Origin of the sequence: Veillonella sp. VA141 (assembly GCF_003992175.1) — a bacterium.
Lineage (GTDB): Bacteria > Bacillota > Negativicutes > Veillonellales > Veillonellaceae > F0422.
Genome location: NZ_RQVM01000005.1, coordinates 152,233 through 172,067 on the forward strand (window position 1 = coordinate 152,233; position 19,835 = coordinate 172,067).

14 protein-coding genes are annotated in these 19,835 nt (G+C 38.2%); all 14 read left to right on the forward strand.

The window, feature by feature from the left end; genetic code table 11:
* Positions 1–243 precede the first annotated feature (243 nt).
* The 14 genes from EO112_RS06730 (at position 244) to EO112_RS06795 (ending at position 19,736) form a co-directional block, all read left to right on the forward strand.
* Positions 244–5,499, forward strand: a complete 5,256-nt coding sequence (locus EO112_RS06730; protein WP_127163549.1) for a TonB-dependent receptor domain-containing protein — start codon at positions 244–246, stop codon at positions 5,497–5,499.
* A 458-nt stretch (positions 5,500–5,957) separates the two neighbouring features.
* The gene (locus EO112_RS06735) at positions 5,958–7,166 is read left to right on the forward strand and encodes an ATP-binding protein (protein WP_127163551.1); all 1,209 of its coding nucleotides are present in this window, start codon (positions 5,958–5,960) and stop codon (positions 7,164–7,166) included.
* 54 nt (positions 7,167–7,220) lie between these two features.
* Entirely contained in the window at positions 7,221–7,649 is a 429-nt protein-coding gene (locus tag EO112_RS06740) for a YbaN family protein (protein ID WP_127163553.1), read from the forward strand.
* A gap of 364 nt (positions 7,650–8,013) precedes the next feature.
* Positions 8,014–8,766, forward strand: coding sequence for a type I 3-dehydroquinate dehydratase (gene aroD / locus EO112_RS06745; protein ID WP_127163555.1), 753 nt, complete (start codon positions 8,014–8,016; stop codon positions 8,764–8,766).
* Between the two features lie 574 nt (positions 8,767–9,340).
* Entirely contained in the window at positions 9,341–10,804 is a 1,464-nt protein-coding gene (locus EO112_RS06750; protein WP_127163558.1) for an anthranilate synthase component I family protein, read from the forward strand.
* Between the two features lies 1 nt (position 10,805).
* A complete protein-coding gene (locus EO112_RS06755; protein ID WP_127163560.1) occupies positions 10,806–11,384 on the forward strand; it encodes an aminodeoxychorismate/anthranilate synthase component II in 579 nt (192 codons plus the stop codon).
* Positions 11,385–11,398: 14 nt separating this feature from the next.
* Entirely contained in the window at positions 11,399–12,415 is a 1,017-nt protein-coding gene (trpD, locus tag EO112_RS06760) for an anthranilate phosphoribosyltransferase (RefSeq protein ID WP_127163562.1), read from the forward strand.
* Positions 12,416–12,626: 211 nt separating this feature from the next.
* Positions 12,627–14,192: an indole-3-glycerol phosphate synthase TrpC gene (gene trpC / locus EO112_RS06765; RefSeq protein WP_127163564.1), complete on the forward strand. Its 1,566-nt coding sequence runs from the start codon at positions 12,627–12,629 to the stop codon at positions 14,190–14,192.
* Between the two features lie 60 nt (positions 14,193–14,252).
* Entirely contained in the window at positions 14,253–15,446 is a 1,194-nt protein-coding gene (gene trpB / locus EO112_RS06770; protein WP_127163566.1) for a tryptophan synthase subunit beta, read from the forward strand.
* Entirely contained in the window at positions 15,439–16,224 is a 786-nt protein-coding gene (gene trpA / locus EO112_RS06775) for a tryptophan synthase subunit alpha (RefSeq protein ID WP_062402616.1), read from the forward strand. The genes trpB and trpA overlap by 8 nt, the downstream gene beginning before the upstream one ends.
* 266 nt (positions 16,225–16,490) lie before the next feature.
* Entirely contained in the window at positions 16,491–16,910 is a 420-nt protein-coding gene (locus EO112_RS06780; RefSeq protein ID WP_127163568.1) for a HutP family protein, read from the forward strand.
* Positions 16,911–16,991: 81 nt separating this feature from the next.
* Positions 16,992–17,834, forward strand: coding sequence for a 1,4-dihydroxy-2-naphthoyl-CoA synthase (menB, locus tag EO112_RS06785; RefSeq protein ID WP_009352753.1), 843 nt, complete (start codon positions 16,992–16,994; stop codon positions 17,832–17,834).
* 11 nt (positions 17,835–17,845) lie between these two features.
* The gene (menE, locus tag EO112_RS06790; RefSeq protein WP_127163570.1) at positions 17,846–19,312 is read left to right on the forward strand and encodes an o-succinylbenzoate--CoA ligase; all 1,467 of its coding nucleotides are present in this window, start codon (positions 17,846–17,848) and stop codon (positions 19,310–19,312) included.
* A 1-nt stretch (position 19,313) separates the two neighbouring features.
* Entirely contained in the window at positions 19,314–19,736 is a 423-nt protein-coding gene (locus EO112_RS06795) for a PaaI family thioesterase (RefSeq protein ID WP_127163572.1), read from the forward strand.
* The last annotated feature ends 99 nt before the right edge of the window (positions 19,737–19,835 follow it).

Genomic DNA, 19,835 nt, shown 5'->3' on the forward strand with positions numbered 1-19,835 from the left:
ATAGATAAAGTTAAAATAATATCAATATTTTTTTGTTAAAATGAAAAATTATTACAGTTTTATAAGAATTTATTTATTAAAGTATAAAAATCAAAAATTTAATAAAATAATTCTTCAAATGTCGCAATGGATTAGTTAGGAGCTTTTTGGAGTAGAAAAAGATTATCAATACAAGGTACAATTGTAATAATTTGACTTATTTTCTCATTACTAAGAGAGTTTTGTTCTAATAGGAGGATACCAATGACAAGGAAAAGCGAAGCAAAAAATAAATATTTTATGCTTTCCTGTGCCATTGCTACATGGATTGGGGGCGCAAGTTTTCTAGTTCCGACTGTAGCACATGCAGAAGGGTCTGTATATGTTACAGCGAATCGTGCACAAGAAGAGGCGAAGTATAATTCGCAACAAGTGCAAATTATTACTAAAAAAGATATTGAAGCTAAGCAAGCGAAATCTGCCGAGGATATCGTATTTAGTGAAACTGGTGTGAGTCGTACTGTAGATGCTATGGGTCGAGTTGGTGTATCCATTCGTGGTGCTGAACCTCGTCATACATTAATTTTGGTAGATGGTCAGCCTGTGATGGGTGATTTGGCAAAATACCAAGGTGCAGGCGATGAATTGCAACGTTTAGGTACAGAAAATCTAGACCATATTGAAATCGTACAAGGTGCTGCTAGTGCTAAATATGGCTCTGATGCTATGGGTGGTGTTATTAACGTTATCACGAATAAACCACGCAATAAAGCAGGTTTACAATTTAACTTTGAAGGTATTCGTGAAAAAGGGAATAGCGATATTCTACCTTTTAATAATGTATTTGTCCGAGCTGACTCTGGTAAAATCGGTAAGGTTAAAGTGAATATCTTCGGTAGCAAACGAGATATTATGCCAATCTATGCTAGTGAAAGCCCTAGACAATCTGCACTAGGAGCTGATGATACTGTTGATCATGGATTCCTAAAAAATTCTTTACGGTATTATGGTACAAATGCCAATGTAGGTGTGGCTAGTATTATAGATGTGAAAGATAATCAAACGATCAGTATGAAGCTAGATCGTTATCGTGAAGATTTAGAGCGCTATGTGAAAAATAGTGATTCTTTCATGGTGCCACAAATGCACTATAAACGTGACCTAAATCGTAATACAATGAATTTGACCTATGAAGGTAGAGACGATGTTTCCAATTGGAAAGCGGAAGTTAACTATACTCGTACCAATGAAAACGATTTAACGTTGAGCAGTGACTATGGAAAAAGTACCTATGAAGGTAAAAACACTTTAGAATACACAGATAATATTGACCACAGACAATGGAATTTTGGAGTTTCTGGAGATATCCAAGCTAACGATAATCACCTAGTATCCTATGGTGTTGGTATGTCTCGTGAAACAGGTACAGGTAGCCGTTTGAAAAATGCACCGCATACCTATGTGCGTGATATAGATCCATGGGATTATGATAAGAGCTTATCTGTAGATCGTAATGGTAATCCAAAATCTAATATTTATGACTATTCTTTCAGTAAAGGCAAAGATGGCATTATTGAACGAAATAAGGAAAAAGAGTGGTACAACACTGATAAATCCAATCCAAACAGTAAAGTACCTGAGTTTACCTATGAAGATTTCTTGAATTATAAAGAGAAGTTGACGGAAGGAGATCCGGCAAACTCTCAAGCTTGGATTTTTGGAACAACAGATAATACATTAAAGAAAAAATATCCTGAAGCTTATGCCAAATATATGGAGTTTGCTGCCACATTAATGGCAGAAAATAAAGCAGCCATTGATGAAAATAATGCGACAGCAACTAGTTGGAGAGATAGAATTTATAGCTCTGATGTAGAAAAATTACCATTGTATTATTATGATAAAACAGTACATCCTAAACTCAGTGCTATCATCAAATTAAATGGTGCAACTTTCAAAGAAGAAGAGAACAAGCGTATTAATAAACAAACGGTTGGTACTGGTACGATTAACAAACAATATCTATTTGTGCAAGATACTTGGCAGTTGAATAAAAACACAATGTTAACTCCAATTGCGCGTTTAGATCATAGTAGCTTATTTGGTTCTAACGTATCTTTCAATATGGGTTTAACTCATAACTTGAATGGAAATGCACATCGTCGTTTCAAAGCAAACGTAGGTAGTAGCTATGTAGAACCAGGGATGGGTGAGTTATTCTATAACTGGGAAATGTTCCCATCCCATATTACGGCGTTCAGTTTAAATGGTGGTCAAGCACGATTAGGTTGGTACTGGCAAGGAAATCCTAACTTAAAACCAGAGAAATCCTTAAATTTTGATGCCTCCATTGAAGGGGAAAATAAAAATACGTACAGTAAATTGACTGTATTTAGAAATAATATCAAAAACTATATAACTGCTTATAATACAGGCCATGTGTTAGATTTCCACACAGATTTGAATGAAAATACGGAACGTGGTATCTATAAATTCTTATATGCGCCTGATATGATTTACAGCTTTAAAAACATTGGTAAAGCTGAAATTACTGGTCTTGAATGGGAATTGAAACAAAAACTTTCCAATAAATGGAAAGCTCGTTTTGGATATACATTCTTGCATGCTGTGAATAAGAGTAATCCAGATATGCCACGTCAATTGTTAGATAAACCGACTCACAAAATTGGTATCGGCGTGGATTACGAAGATGAAAAAACAGGATGGTCAGGTAGTCTTTGGAGTGATTACTACATCAATATGTTAGATAGTAATTCCGTATCTGGCGGTGGCGGATATATGACGTCTGGTACTGCCTACGAAAGAGATCCAAATACAAATGCTATCGTACTTGATCCCGTTATAAAAGAAGCTAAGAAAATTGAAGGTAAATCTGAAATTTCCTACTCTGGCTCCGATCGTCGTACTAGCGATATGTATGAACGTAAAACATATGGAATTTGGAATATGATCGTTCAAAAGAAAATCAATAAAGACTCTCGTGTATACTTTGGTATTAACAACTTGTTCAACCATCGAGATGATGATCGTGCCTTGTCTACACGTCAATTCCGTATGGGTATTAATTTAAAATTTGGTGCAGATGCGACTACAGATAAGAGTCAACCAAATATGGCGAAAGTAGAAGTGAAAACACAAGTGGTAGACCATTTGAATACTTTCATTCATCGTGACTTTAATGTAGATAAAAAAGCCGGCGTAGAGGTTGTTGGTGATTTTAGAAATCGTTGGGATAGCCATTTAGGTTTTGATCGTCCAACTAGTCGTGTAACAGCTACAAGCTATATTGAGGATGACGCAGCAGATAACCTTCGTGATGAAAATAATCACGGTATTACATCACGAGTTCGTGCAGGAGTGGATGCTCGTATTGGCAAAGATGTAGATGTGCGCGTGGTAGCTAGTGCCAGTGGTCAACGTGGTGTAGATACAGATCACCAATTAAAAGTGACAAAAGGATTCAATCATCAACGTATTGATGAAGCGACAGTAACTAAACATACCAATAAATGGGACTTAACAGCTGGTCGTATGACGGAACCAATGGGCGTCACAGGATATTGGTTTAGTAAAGAATATGATGGTGTTCGTGGTGTTTGGACAAATGATACAAAACAAGTTCGTGTGGGCTACGGTGATTTCTCACATAGCACAGGGGTAACAGATTCTGCCTATACACATGCTATTTATAACTCGTTTAAACGAGCTCCAACTGTTGATGAATTTATGGGAGTTAAAACTAGCTCAGGTGGCGGTAATGAAGAGCTTAATATTGAAAATGCTGGAGATACCATTGGATTCCATAAACAGTTAGAAGTCATAAAAGAAGCTGAGAAAAAAGCAGTAGAAGCAGCTACAGATGTTATTAATAATGCGGGAGAAGAAATAAACTCTAAAATTGATGAGATAACTAATGAATTAAATACATTTAAAGAATCTAATGCTTACAAGGAATATAACGATAAAAAAGTTGATTTAGAGACTAAGATTAATAAGCTTAACGATGACATTGAAGTGGGAGACCCAGATGGAGATCCTGAGTGGGGAGGAAAACCACTACCTGAAGATGAATACAATGCATTGCTTGAAAAAAGAACAGAATTAGTTAAAGAGCAGTCAGATTTAAAAGTAAAATATAAATCTGTGATTGATGAAGAAAATAGATTTATAAGTAAACGTAATGATTTAGAGAATAGTAAAGAAGATAGTAAAGAAGCGAAAAGAAATGAAATACGTAAGCCATTTATAGATAAACAATTTGAAGTTTTAAAACGAATGACTGATTTAGCTAATCAAGGATATAGTTATGCTTTATCAGAAAAAAATAAACTTAAAATTGAGATTCCTGAAGTCAAATTACCAGTATTAGAAAATGGCAATATGGATGAAAAAGTTTCTGTTGATCCAACTGGGTATTTAAGTGATAAAGATAAAGCATTATTTGATATACCATTAAATACTCCAGGGTTATTAGATAATGGTGGTATTACATATCTGACAAAATGGTTTGATACTAATAAAGATAAAATAGCTTCTATTTATAAATCAGCTACAAATAAATCTATAGTACTTGATGATCAAGCTATTAGTAACTTAAAAGAGCGTTTTATTTATGAGAACATTTATAAAGCTCATTCTGGTCAACGAGGTCTGTTAACAGGAACTTCTAATACATATTCAAGAATGGTAGTATCATTTTTTGATAATATGAGAAAAACTTTAACAGAAGCTGACCACTATAGTAAACTTCCTCGTGAAGCCTTAGGTAATGCGACAGGTAAAGTGATTCCAACAGAGGGTGTTGTCATCCAACGTGATGTGATTCCTGCGGTTAAACGTGCTGGTTTTATCCAATATCGTCAACAAGTAAATAATAAATTAGGTGTCACAGCTTGGTACTTACGCTCTACGGGCCATGAAAATCATACTGTACATTATACAAGCGATAACGGAAATGAGTCTCGCAGCTTTGGTCGTTTAGCAAATGTATTTGGTTTAGGCTTAAAATACCAAATTGGTGATAATACAGCTGTATCTTTCGACTATGGTCAAAATAGAACTGACTTCGGTCGCTATATGAATGGCGGAAGTATCTATCAATCTACAGCAGGTAAAGTATATGATAATCCAGCAGGTAACCCTCAATTTGAATTAAAAGGTCATAGAACAGGTGGTACTCCACACTTCTGGGCACTTCGTTTCGATGTAGGTCAATCTGATTATTATCGTCCTGGTAGCTGGAATGCATTTATTGACTACAAATACTTCGGGCATGGTGCTTTCTTAGGTGGTAATGGCACAGGGGCTGTACCAGATCGTTACTTAGATGGTATTCGAAGCTTCACATTAGGTGGTGGATATGTACCAGCAAAAGATTTCTTAGTAGAAGCATTCTACACATTCGATGCAAAAGGTATTGGACAACGTGATACATTATACGGTGGAGAAAACTTTAAATTAGGTAACTACACTCGTATCCAAGGTACGTACAAGTTCTAAGATAAAGGAATAGAATTCTTATAGATGTTGGACTATGCCTGTGTATAACTACATAGGAAGATAGACTGGCATTCAGTACATTATGATAAACCATAGAGGATAGTTAACGATGTAAGTTAGCTATCCTCTATTATCGTGCTATGTGTACTAGTATGGGAACAAGGGATTGCAAGCTATCTAATGGTATGGGTCATTCTCTGTGTATCCAAAATTATATTGTGATATAATAACTACATTGCGATTAAAGATTGCATTGAAACGCAAAAATTGTCTATTATAGAATAAAAATTACATCGGAATGCAAAAAGTAATTTATTTAAAATAAAGATTGCAATCAAATGCAATCTTAGTTAAAATTATACTAAAGATTGCATTGTAATGTATTTTTGCAATATGCTGAGAGTATGAATAACACTTTCATTGTATTGAAAGGTATCACAAATGATAGAGGAGTAGACATGAAGCTAATTAATAGGGAAAAGTACATACAGTTTCTGAGAAATCACAGAGAAAAACGCGTTATAAAAATTGTGTCTGGCGTGCGCAGATGTGGTAAATCAACTCTATTTTATCTCTTTCAACAAGAGTTACTACAAGAAGGGGTAAAAGAAAATCAAATCATCGCCATTAACTTTGAAGATTTGGAATACAGGGACTTAACGGATTATATACAGTTGTATGAATACATAAAGTCCAAAATAATTCCTAATCAACAAATGTATATATTTTTGGATGAGGTCCAACATGTGCAAGGGTTCGAACGTGTGGTAGATAGTTTCTATATTAAAGATAATGTAGATATCTATATTACAGGATCTAATGCGTACTTTATGTCTTCAGAAATGGCTACACTATTAGCGGGTCGATATGTTCAGCTAGATATGTTACCTTTATCATTTAAAGAGTTTGTTGAAGCACACAAAGAGACAACGAATCTATCTTTGAATGGTTTGTATCGTCTATTTATAGAGCAAAGTGGTTTTCCAGGGACACTAGAATATGCTGGGCATGATGAAATGCTACGTACCTATTTAGAAGGTATAGTCAATTCTGTAGTGTTGAAAGATGTTATGACGCGCTTAAAGGGAAGCGATATTTTAATATTAGAAAGTATTATTCGGTATATTGCAGCCAACGTGGGAAGTTTATTAACACCTAAAAAGATAGCTGATTCTCTTACTAGTATGGGTAGAAAGGTAGATAGTCGTACTGTAGAAAGGTACATAGCAGCACTGAGAGATGCATTGTTAATTTATGAAGCGTCTAGATTTGATGTGCGAGGGAAAGAACTGCTTAGATTATATTCTAAATTTTATTTAGTTGATCCTGGGCTGAGAAGATTTTTCGTACCTAATACAGGACGAGATACAGGTCACATTCTTGAAAATGTGGTGTATTTAGAATTATTGCGCCGAGGCTATACGGTTCATGTCGGTATCCTAAAAAATGGTGAAATAGATTTTGTAGCTCAGAAACATGGACTATTTGAGTATTATCAAGTGAGTCAAAGTGTGTTAGATCCTACCACATTAGACAGAGAACTAACGCCTTTATTTGAGGTGAAAGACTATCATCCGAAATTTTTGCTTACTTTGGATGAGATTAATAGCAATGCATCTTATGAGGGAATACAACAAAAAAATGTGATAGAATGGCTATTGGAATAGGGATTTTAAATATGGAATAAACGTATTAGAATATACGTTATATAGGGGTGACAAGTGAAAGAAACAGTAACAAAAGAAGTACAAGAATCAACGGGTGTGATTCGTTATATTTGGATTGTATTAGGTGCTATTAGCTTTGGCTTAGGGTCTTTGGGAATTGTATTGCCATTATTACCAACGGTACCGTTTTATTTATTTGCTGTATTTTGTTTTGCTAGAGGTTCTAAACGATTCCATGAGAAGTTTGTAAACTCTAAACTTTATGCAAATTACGTAGAGCCGTTTAAAAATAAAAGTGGCATGCCACTGCGCACTAAAATTAATATTTTAGTGTCCGTGTCGATTTTACTGGGTATTGGAGCTTATAGTATGCGCAATATGCCTGTAGCATTGTATATTATGGGAGCCGTGTGGATAGGCCATGTCATAGCCCTTGCGTTTATTGTGAAGACGGCGCCACCTGATACTAAAGCAGAGCAATAGTTATTTTAGTAGTAGTGCAAGTTTATCATGTTTGTATTTTACTGAATATGATGTACACATACAGATAGAATAGTTGTATTAGCCAAATCATGAATGAATGCTCATCTTGATTTGGCTTTTAGTGTATTGTGCTTATGTGGTATAGTAGTAGTAACAATAAACATGTCCAAAGATAACTTAGTTATTGGGTGTATTGGTAGAAGTTATTTTATAGAATCTATAGTTACCATACATAGTAAGCATTACGAGCTATTCCTTAAGGATGATTCGATCTACTTGATGACATATGCTTTTATTGTTAAAAAATACTTGTAGTAATGCATTGTTATATATATGCATAGATCATAATTAGGAGCGGAATACTATGAAATCAAAACAACAAGGCCCTATACAAGGAGAGCGATATGGTATTTGTGTTCCTATTGTGGGACCGAGTATCGAGGAGATTCTTTCACAGGTGCAAGAGGCAGTGCAAGCAGAGGTAGACCTCATTGAGTTGCGTCCAGATATGTGGATGAAGGATTCCCATATATCTGAACAAGAGTACATACCAACAATAGTAAACTTGGTAGAAGAAGTGCATTTCAGATATGAAAAAATGCCGATATTGTTTACATGGCGTACCTTAGCTGAGGGCGGAAAAACGTCCTTAAGTAACGAGAATTACTGTAACCTTTTACAAGCAATTGTGGATCAAGACCTAGTGCAAGCTATCGATGTTGAGTTGTTTGCCTATACAGATACAATGGGCCAAGTTATTAAGCAAGCCCATCAACAAGAGATACAAATGGTGATGAGTTATCATAATTTCCATAAAACCTTGAATAGAGATACATTGCATCTCTATGCTGAACAAATGATATCAGCAGGAGCCGCAGTGATTAAGTTTGCCTTGATGCCAACTACGAGTGATGATGTACTTTCAGTGTTACAATTTACAAAGGAGTTAAGTGAACGGTATCCACAATTGCCACGGATTACTATGTCTATGGGAAAATTAGGACAGATGACACGGGCTTGTGGCCATGTGTTTGGAAATTGTTTGACCTTTGGCACACTGGGACAAGCATCAGCACCTGGACAGGTAGAGGTAGATATTTTAAAGCGATTAGTATAAGATATAGGATCAATGAGATAATATAAGGGTTTACAACTACTTTATTATGGTATCTACAAGTTATATTTCTAATGCTAGAAAATGTAAAAAGTAGATATTAGATAAATAGCTTTTAGAGTTAGTATTTCCGTATCTATAGGGAGTATCTATAGGTTATACAGGATACTCCTATAAAAATTATAGAAAATTGTTATTATTCAATAGACAAATGTATTTTAGTGTGATAATATTTGATACATAATTTAATACTCGCCTAACAAACCGATGAGGTGGAGATAAAAATAGAACGTGCACTTCCAGAGAGTGGGGGTAGCTGAGAGCCCCGCAGAACGCAGTCTATTAAATGGACCACCGAGGGTATGGGGAACGGACAATTGTCCTAGTATAGCATAACGTGTCATGAGCGTTAATCGTGAGGGATATGATAGTATCCTGCAAAGGGGAATGCATGCATTCAAACAAGGTGGTACCGCGATTTATATGAATCTTTCTGCGCATTTGTGCAGTTATTTAGCATATGAACTCGTCCTTGACATTTACGTCTAGGGCGAGTTTTTTTATTGCAGGAGGATTTATGAAACCATCATTAGAAAGCGTAAAACAATTGGGACAAGGATATGATATAGTACCGGTGTATGTGGAGTTATTATCGGATATTCGTACACCTATCTCCGTACTGAAAGCATTAAAAAAAGTGAGCGCTCATACATTCTTATTGGAAAGTGCAGACAACACCCATCACTGGGGGCGATATTCTTTCTTAGGGTATAATCCATTGTTAGAAGTAACATGCAAAAACCATACGATGACGATCAAAGGAGATATGACACGTACATTTACATGTCATAATCCAGCGGAAGAGATTAGAAATATATTGAGTCAATATAAAAGCCCTAGAGTAGAAGAATTGCCAACTTTCACAGGTGGATTTGTGGGATACTTCGCCTATGAATACATACGTTACATTGAGCCTACTTTAGATCAACATATTAGTGATACAGATACTAGTATGGTGAACGATGTAGATCTTATGCTCTTCGATAAAGTCATTGCTTTCGACCATTATAAAAATAAAATCTATATTATCGGTCATGTACGTACAGATGATATAGAACGGAATTATGAGCGAACTCAATTAGAACTACAAGCCTTGGCAGACTTGGTGAAAGATGGCGAAGAAGCTGATATCGAACGTGGTGTACTGGAAAGTGAATTCACCTCTGAGTTTACGTCCGTAGAATACCAAGAGGTGGTGCGAAAAACGCAACATTACACCACCGAAGGAGATATTTTTCAAACGGTCGTATCCAACCGTAGAGAAGCTAAGTTCAAGGGTAGTTTGCTCAATGCATACCGTGTACTAAGAACGATGAACCCTTCTCCGTATATGTTCTACATGAGTGGTAAGTCTGTGGAATTAACTGGGGCATCTCCAGAAACACTGGTGAAATTACAAGATAGAAACGTTTACACATTCCCGATTGCGGGCACATTACCACGGGGCAAGAATGAAGAGGAAGATAGAGCACAAGAGGCTAAGTTAAGCAAAGATGAAAAAGAATTAGCAGAACATAATATGCTCGTCGATTTAGGTCGTAATGACATTGGTAAAGTTTGTGAATTCGGATCCGTTCAAGTGGAAGCACTTCATCAACTTCAACGATTTTCTCATGTTATCCATTTAACAAGCACCGTGAAAGGGACCTTACGAGAAGAGTTTGATGCTTTAGATGCTATTGGCGCTACTTTGCCGGCAGGTACTTTATCGGGAGCTCCTAAAATTCGTGCCATTCAGATTCTACAAGAATTAGAGAAAAGCCCTCGTGGTGTTTATGGCGGTGCCGTAGGATACTTAGATTTCTCCGGCAATATGGATGTGTGTATTGGCATTCGTATGGCTATGGCAAAAGAGGGGCGTGTCTTTGTTCGGTCTGGTGGTGGCATTGTGCGAGATAGTGTACCAGTAAATGAGTACAATGAAACTATTCACAAGGCACAATCTATGGTAGCAGCCATTACATTGGCGCAGGAGGTGTAACATGGTATTACTTATCGATCATTACGATAGTTTTTCTTTCAATATATATCAATTAATCGGTTCTTTAGTGAAAGACATTAAAGTCATCCGCAGTGACGAAATGACAGTGAAAGAGATTCGAGAGCTTGCACCAGACTGTGTCATCCTTTCACCAGGAACGGGACGACCAAAGGATGCAGGTGTGTACGAAGAATTACTAGAAACATGCCGAGGTGATTTTCCCATCTTAGGTATCTGCTTGGGCCATCAGGCTATGGGCGAAGTGTTCGGAGCTACCGTAGGGTATGCGAAAGAAGTGATGCACGGTAAACAAAGTGTGGCGACCCAATGTTATCCATCCATATTATGGAAAGATATTCCTCAAGAATTCCCAGTAGCACGGTATCATTCTTTAGCGGTCTTGGAGGATACATTAGGAGATGAACTAGTGGTAACAGCTCGCACATCAGATGGAGAAATTATGGCCATGGAACATAGAACACATCCGATGTATGGAGTGCAATTCCATCCAGAATCTATTTTGACACCGCAGGGAACGCAAATGGTTAAGAATTTCCTGGAACACCATAAGATTATATAAGGGAGAGATAGAGTATGATTCAACAATCAATATGCCTCGTCACAGAGGGGCAAGATATGCCCTATGAAGTGGCAAAAGCAACGATGAATGCGATTATGAGCGGCGATGTACAGGAAGTGCCTATGGCAGCTTTTTTAGGTGGCTTACAAGCGAAAGGACCTAGCGTGACAGAGATTACAGCCTTTGCTGAAGTGATGCGAGAAAAAGCAGGGTCCGTACCACATGACAATACAGTGATAGAAATCGTAGGTACCGGTGGCGATGGCAGTAGTACTTTCAACATTTCTACCACATCTGCTATCCTATTAGCTGCAGCGGGTATCCCTATCGCCAAACATGGGAATCGTAGTGTATCTAGTAACTGTGGTGCCGCTGATGTGCTAGAAGCATTGGGAGTGAAATTGGAACTCAATGGAGAGCAAAATAAAAAGGTCTTAGAGGAAGCGAATATTTGCTTTATGTTTGCCCCTGTGTACCATGAAGCTATGAAATATGCTGGACCTGTACGAAAAGCTATGGGTGTTAGAACAGTATTTAATATTTTAGGGCCTTTGGCAAACCCTGCGGGTGCTACGGTAGAGCTTATGGGTGTGTACGATCGGTCCCTAGTAGAACCATTGGCACAGGTCTTATCGAACTTAGGTGTGTATCGTGGTGCCGTGGTATATGGTAGTGACGGACTTGATGAAATTACTGCCACAGGGACAACCACAGTATGTGAAATTGACCATGGCGAATTCAAGACCTATAAATTAGATCCAAAGGATTATGGATTCACTTATGCTACAGCAGATGAACTTGTGGGCGGTGATGCACAGGTGAATGCTGAGATCACCCGTACTTTACTAGAGGGTAAAGATAGAAGTGGGCGTGCTACTGCAGTGATACTTAATGCGGGGATGGCATACTATTTAGCCAAAGAGGGAGAGGTAACCTTAGAGAATGCGTTTAAAACGGTGCAAGAGTTATTGTATTCTGGTGCTGGAGCAAAGGCACTTTCAAAATTTGTGAAAGCATCACAAAATGCTTAATAGGCCGTGATTGTCAATATATTTATAAAGCGGGAGATATTCTTTAGGAATAGTAGATTCTAAAACGTATTTAGGTATCTTGGTAACTAAATAGTACAAATATAGTAATTCCTACCCATATCATTTAGATATATGAATGCTACGGAAAGTGTTTTGGCATATACATACTATGATAATAAGGTTATTCCAGAATAATAGGATAGAAATAGTTATGATATTAGATAAGATTGTAGCAGCTACTGAAAAACGGGTCTATGACGCAAAAGATAATTTACCCTTGTCAGAGTTGCAACAGCAAGTAGAAAGAATGCCTATTACGAAGGACTTTCCTTTTGAACTGGCATTACAAGAATTAGATTTTAATTTTATATGTGAAGTGAAAAAAGCGTCTCCATCAAAAGGGATAATTGCAGAAGATTTTCCCTATTTAGAGATAGCCAAGGAGTACGAAATGGTAGGGGCGGCTGCTATTTCCGTGTTGACAGAACCAGATTTCTTTTTAGGTAGCCCTCAATATTTAAAAGAAATTGCTGAAGCGGTACAAATTCCTGTATTACGAAAGGACTTTATTATCGATGAATATCAAATTTATGAAGCAAAACTGTGGGGTGCCTCAGCTATTTTACTCATAGCCGCTATCTTGGATGATGAAACAATGGCTCGCTTTCATAAGTTGGCAGATAGTTTGGGTCTATCTTGTTTGGTAGAAGCTCACGATGAAACGGAAGTATTGCGAGCAGTGAATATAGGGGCCCGCATCATTGGGGTCAATAACCGAAATTTAAAAGATTTTACGGTGGACGTGAACAATAGCATTCGCCTACGAAAGCTAGTGGATGATTCAGTGATTTTCGTTTCTGAAAGTGGCCTAGGTACAGCCGCAGATATCCAACGGTTACGAGACAACAAGATTCACGCTGCACTTATGGGTGAAAGCTTTATGCGATCTAACGATAAAATTGCTAAATTAGCTGAATTGTATGGACCTATCAGACCGAAATACTCTATACATAATAATACAGAACGAGACAGGTTCGGAACAGAAGATACATCTAACATAGAGGTACCAAGTGCACCAACAGTAGATGAAGCTACTCAATCTAGCTATGAGGTTAAGGTCAAATTTTGTGGCATAACCCAAGAAGATACAGTTCCTGTATTACTGGAGACACAACCAGACTATGTGGGTTTTGTCTTTGCACCCAGCAAACGACAAGTGACGGTAGAACAAGCCCAATCTATTACGAAAAGTTTGCAAGATAGCGTAAACCCTACAAGCGGTAACAAATGCTGCTCACGGGTAGGCGTATTTGTGAATGAAACGATACGTACTATTGTAGAGATTGCAAAGGCAGTACCACTTTCAGTAGTGCAATTACATGGAGATGAAACTGTAACATATATTGAAACATTACGGATCCAATTACAGGAAGAACAATTAGAATTCATTGAGATTTGGAAAGCTATACAAGTGCAAGGTAAAGAAGATATCTTGCCATGGAAACAAGCTCCCATCGATGGACTGGTGGTAGATGCCTACTCTAAGGAAGAACGTGGAGGCACCGGTAAGACTATCGATTGGTCATTACTTGATGATGTGCAAGTTCCATACTACCTAGCAGGAGGTATAGGATTACACAATGTAGCTCGTGCCATTCGTCGACTGCAGCCTTATGGGCTCGACATGAGTAGTAGTCTAGAGACAAATGGACAAAAAGATGTGAAGAAAATAAAATCTATGGCACAGATTATTAAGACGGTAACAAATATATGCTAAGAAAATGAAAACTATGGAACAGATCGTTAAGATAGTAACAAACAGATAAGGAGATAGACTATGACAACAAATCGCCATGGCTATTTTGGCGAATTTGGTGGACAATTCATGCCTGAAACATTAATGAATGCCATCATTGAACTGGAAGCAGCCTATGAAATGTATAAAAATGATCCTGAATTTATTAAAGAATTAGAAGATTTACATGTGTCCTATACCGGACGTCCGTCCCTACTATATTTTGCAGAACAAATGACAAAAGATTTGGGCGGTGCTAAAATTTATTTAAAACGGGAAGACTTAAATCATACAGGATCGCACAAATTAAATAATGTGTTAGGTCAAATGTTACTGGCTAAGCGAATGGGTAAAACGAGAGTGATTGCAGAAACGGGTGCCGGTCAACATGGTGTAGCCACTGCCACAGTGGCGGCGTTAATGGGCATGGAATGCGAAATTTTCATGGGTCAAGAAGACTGTGAACGACAAGCTTTAAACGTATACCGGATGGAACTATTAGGTGCTAAGGTGCATCCGGTTACTTCTGGAACAGGTACCCTGAAAGATGCTGTGTCTGAAACGATGCGGGAATGGACCAATCGAATGGCGGACACCCATTATGTCTTAGGATCTGTTATGGGGGCTCATCCGTTCCCTATGATGGTACGTGACTTTCAGTCCATCATCAGTCGTGAGGCACGGGAGCAAATTTTAGAAAAAGAAGGTAAATTACCTGCTGCCGTATTAGCTTGTGTTGGTGGCGGTAGTAATGCCATTGGTATGTTCTATCATTTCATTCAGGATGAAGGTGTACGACTCATCGGTTGTGAAGCGGCTGGCAAAGGAGTTGATACAGAAGAACATGCAGCAACCATGACAAAAGGTACAGTAGGTATTTTCCATGGTATGAAATCTTACTTCTGTCAAAATTCCTATGGACAAATCGCACCTGTATTTTCTATTTCAGCAGGTTTGGATTATCCAGGAATAGGTCCAGAGCATGCCTATTTACATGACAGTGGCCGTGCTCAATATGTGCCCATAACAGACGATGAGGCAGTGGATGCTTTTGAATATCTGTCTCGTATGGAGGGCATTATTCCAGCTATTGAAAGTGCTCATGCCGTAGCCCATGCTATGCGATTGGCACCTACGTTAGGTCCTGATGAAAGTATCATCATTTGCTTATCCGGACGTGGTGATAAGGATGTAGCAGCTATGGCGAGATATAGAGGGGTGAATTTACATGAATAAGATAACAATAGCAGAGGCTTTCAAAAAGAAAGCATTTATCCCTTTCATTACTTCCGGTGACCAAGGGATTGATGCCACAGAGAAATACATTCGTACTATGGCGAAGGCGGGGGCCAGTTTGATTGAAATTGGCATTCCTTTTTCTGATCCTGTAGCAGAAGGTCCTGTCATTCAAGCCGCCAGTGAGCGCGCTCTATCCACAGGCATTACAACAGATGATATCTTTGATATGGTAAAACGTTTGCGCACCGGTACAGAGCCGTTGACCATACCACTTGTGTTCATGACCTATTTGAACCCTATCTATGTGTATGGTGTTGAAAGCTTCATGACACGCTGTGAAGAAGTGGGAATCCAAGGTGTCATTGTGCCAGACTGTCCATTGGAAGAAAAACAAGAATTATCCCATCAAGCAAAAGCTCATGGCGTTGCTGTCATTTCATTAATTGCACCTACTTCAGAGCAACGAATTGAGGAGATTGCTAGTCAAGCAGAAGGCTTTGTGTATTGTGTGTCATCTCTTGGTGTAACAGGTATGCGCAGTGACATTACAACAGACATTGCTAGCATCGTAGAACAAGTTCGTCAATACACAGATATTCCTGTAGCTGTTGGCTTTGGTATTTCCACGCCGGAACAAGCAAAGGCGATGGCCGCAGTATCTGATGGAGCCATCGTAGGCAGTGCCATTGTGAAACAAATTGGAGAGTGGGGTCCTAATGGTGAACAACAATTATATAAGTACGTTTGTTCTATGGTAGAAGCTGTGGGTAACTAATAGTAATGTATTCTAAGGTAACTCCTATGTATGACAGAGTTACTTGGTGATAGTATCCTTTATATCCTATTCTGTTATTTACGATGTCTCTTGAATAGCTGTGCAAGAAGTATATCTTGTGCAGCTGTTTTATATGTAAGAGAGTTAATTGCTTCTTCATGTATGTTTAAAGAATATAGTATGTAGTTCATAAAAATGTTATGGTAACATACATCAATATACGATATACTTAAGAATAGAATAATTCTTAAGAGGAGACATAGGGTATGGAAAAAACGAGTATTGGTGTTGGGCGAGCTGCATTACATGTTGCCATTTCTGAAAGCCGAGCTGAAGAGATGACTTTGAGGAAAGAATTTGAATCTCTTGGGATTCGTAGCTGTGCTGTAGATTTTGGAGGGCCTTTCACAGAGATTATTCCTAAAATAATTGAACGGGCCGTAGTAGCAGCGGAGCGACAAGAGTTGATTCAAGATAATCATGTTAGCAAAGGTGCTGTTGTAGGTGCTACGGCACAAGCCTTAGAGCAACTAAAAAATAAATGTGTCGGTCTTAATGTAGGTGGCAAGGTAGGCATTGCACGTAGTCAAGAGCATCTAAGTGTAGCCATCTATTTAGGGGTCGGCGTATTGCATTTAGATGAAATTGCTGTGGCTATGGCACATCGTGCTGTACCAAATCTGTAGAAGTGCTATAAATTTATTACTAGATTTGATATAATATTCTTTAGAGTTTATAGACAATAGCTAATCATTTTGGAGGTAACTATGAGTCAATTCGATTGGAAAGTATTAGATCGTAATTACGAAGATGTAATTTATGAAACATATAATGGAATTGCAAAAATTACAATTAATCGTCCAGAAGTGCGCAATGCATTCCGCCCTAAAACAGTAATGGAATTAATCGATGCTTTCACGATTGCTCGTGAAGACGCAGAAGTAGGCGTTATCATTTTAACTGGTGCTAACCACGGTCAAGGAGAAGATAAAGAAGCGTTCTGCTCCGGTGGTGACCAACGTGTTCGTGGTGATGGCGGTTATGTAGGGGATGACAAAATTCCTCGTCTAAATGTGTTGGATTTGCAACATTTGATCCGCATCACTCCAAAACCTGTTATCGCTATGGTGAATGGTTTTGCAATCGGTGGTGGTCACGTGTTGCACATCGTGTGTGACCTTTCCATCGCATCTGAAAATGCAAAATTTGGTCAAACAGGCCCTCGCGTAGGTTCCTTCGACGCTGGTTACGGTGCAGGTTACTTAGCTCGTTTAGTGGGCCATAAAAAAGCTCGTGAAATTTGGTTCTTATGCCGTCAATATTCTGCAAAAGAAGCCTTAGACATGGGGCTTGTAAATACAGTAGTACCATTTGATCAATTAGAAGCAGAAACAGTGAAATGGTGTGAAGAAATTCTTCAATTATCTCCAATGGCACTTCGTTTCTTGAAAGCTTCCTTCAATGCGGATACAGATGGTTTAGCTGGTTTACAACAATTTGCAGGGGATGCGACTTTATTGTTCTACACAACTGATGAAGGTAAAGAAGGTCGCGATGCATTTAAAGAAAAGCGTAAGCCTAATTTCAAACAGTTTCCTAAATTCCCTTAATGGATTAGGCTATGAAGTGGTTATATGAACGAGCACACACCCATAGAGAGAGGCTTTTCTTAAATGAATATTCTTATGGTGATGTGTTTACTCTAACAATAGCTACAGCAAAACGACTCGCTCCTCATCTTCGAGGGGAGAGTCGTATTGCTTTATGGGCTGAAAATTCAGTATCCATGGCGATACACCTATTTGCTCTTTCTGCATTGGGTATAGAAACAGTGTTGCTGAATACGAATCTGACTGAACGAGAAGTAACAGAACAGATGGAAAGCACAGGAGTTCGCACTTTATTGATGTCAGAAAAAATGACACAGATGTTGCGAGCACAGAAGGTAGCCGATGACATGGAGATCACGGATGTTTCTACTTATGAGTATAGCCATAATCAAGTGGACCGACAGTATTTATGCTTTTCTACATGCATAGACACTGACTTCAAGGCTATTTCTCCTATGCATAATGACGAAAATCTAGACTGGAATCCAACTGATGAAAAAGTATTTTGTATTATCAACACTAGTGCTACAACAGGCAAATTCAAATCAGTCCCTGTACGGTGGTTACAGATAGAGGCTCATGTGAAAGCTTCTGCGAATGTGCTTGGTGTGGAGGAACATGACAATTGGCTTGTAGTGCTCCCTATGTTCCATGTCAGCGGCTTATCTATTATTTTGCGTACTTTGTATAATGGCACAAGAGCCATAATTCGTGAAAAGTTCTCGGAACAAGTCGTACTAGAGGCATTGGAAACAGAAGATGTGACCATGGTATCTTTGGTGCCCACAGTGTTACAACGCATAGTAGAACGCATACAAGCACCAACTTTACGGGCTATCTTACTAGGTGGTGAGTTTATTCCTATGCCACTGTTACAAGAGTGCGTACAACGAAATCTACCAGTCTATAAGACGTACGGCATGTCAGAAACTTTTGCTCAAAGTACTACCTTTAGTATACAGGAGCATCCAAATAAATTAGCCTCTGTGGGTTATCCTTTACAGGGTGTTACTATTGAAATTCGCAATCCTGATGAAGAAGGTGTAGGAGAAGTGTGGCTTTTATCCCCGATGCTGATGAAAGGATACCTTAATAAAGAACCTATTAAAGGAGCTTTTAATACAGATGACATTGGTTACGTAGATGAAGATGGATTTTTATATCTTTTAAACCGTAGAAAAGACATCATCATTTCTGGGGGCGAGAATATTTACCCTAAGGAAATCGAAGATGTCCTATATGGAATGAACGGTATTTTAGAATGTGCAGTTATCCCAGTATCAGATCCTAAATGGGGACAAGTACCTGTATTATGCGTGGTAACAAATTGTTCCGAAGAAGATATATCACAATATCTACTCAGTCGTTTAGCGAAGTATAAAGTACCGAAACGAATGATATATTTTGATGCATTACCGAAAAATAGCATGGGGAAAATATTGCGACAAGACTTGATTCACACAGTAGAAAGGACATAGTATGAAGGAAACCTCTTTATTAGAACAATTACAGATAGAGACATTTCACTGTACTGAACAGGCCTTTCAAAGTACTATGAAGCTTTCATCGTTTCATGCACAACCCTTTGGATTCGTTAACGGTGGCGTGTATTTAGCCTATGGAGAAGTATTAGCAGGCATGGCATCTAATGCTATATTGGCACAAGAATCAACATCGAGCCATAAAAGCGTGGACTTAGATTCGGCTGAACGAAAAGTAGCTGTAGGTCAATCCATAACGGCTAATCATGTGAAACCGAAACGATGTGAAGGATATGTCGTAGCACGTGGGCAATTGTTACACAAAGGTGGTCGAAATCATGTATGGATGATTAATATCTTTGATGAAACAGATCGATTGTTATCTCATATGACGGTGACGAATAGTATAATTAAGGTGTAAGAAATTATATCTATTAGTCGGAATTTATGTATAACACGATGTTATTATTACATCCATGTTAATTATAAAAGAGTATCTATAGATAGATTGGTAGTACAC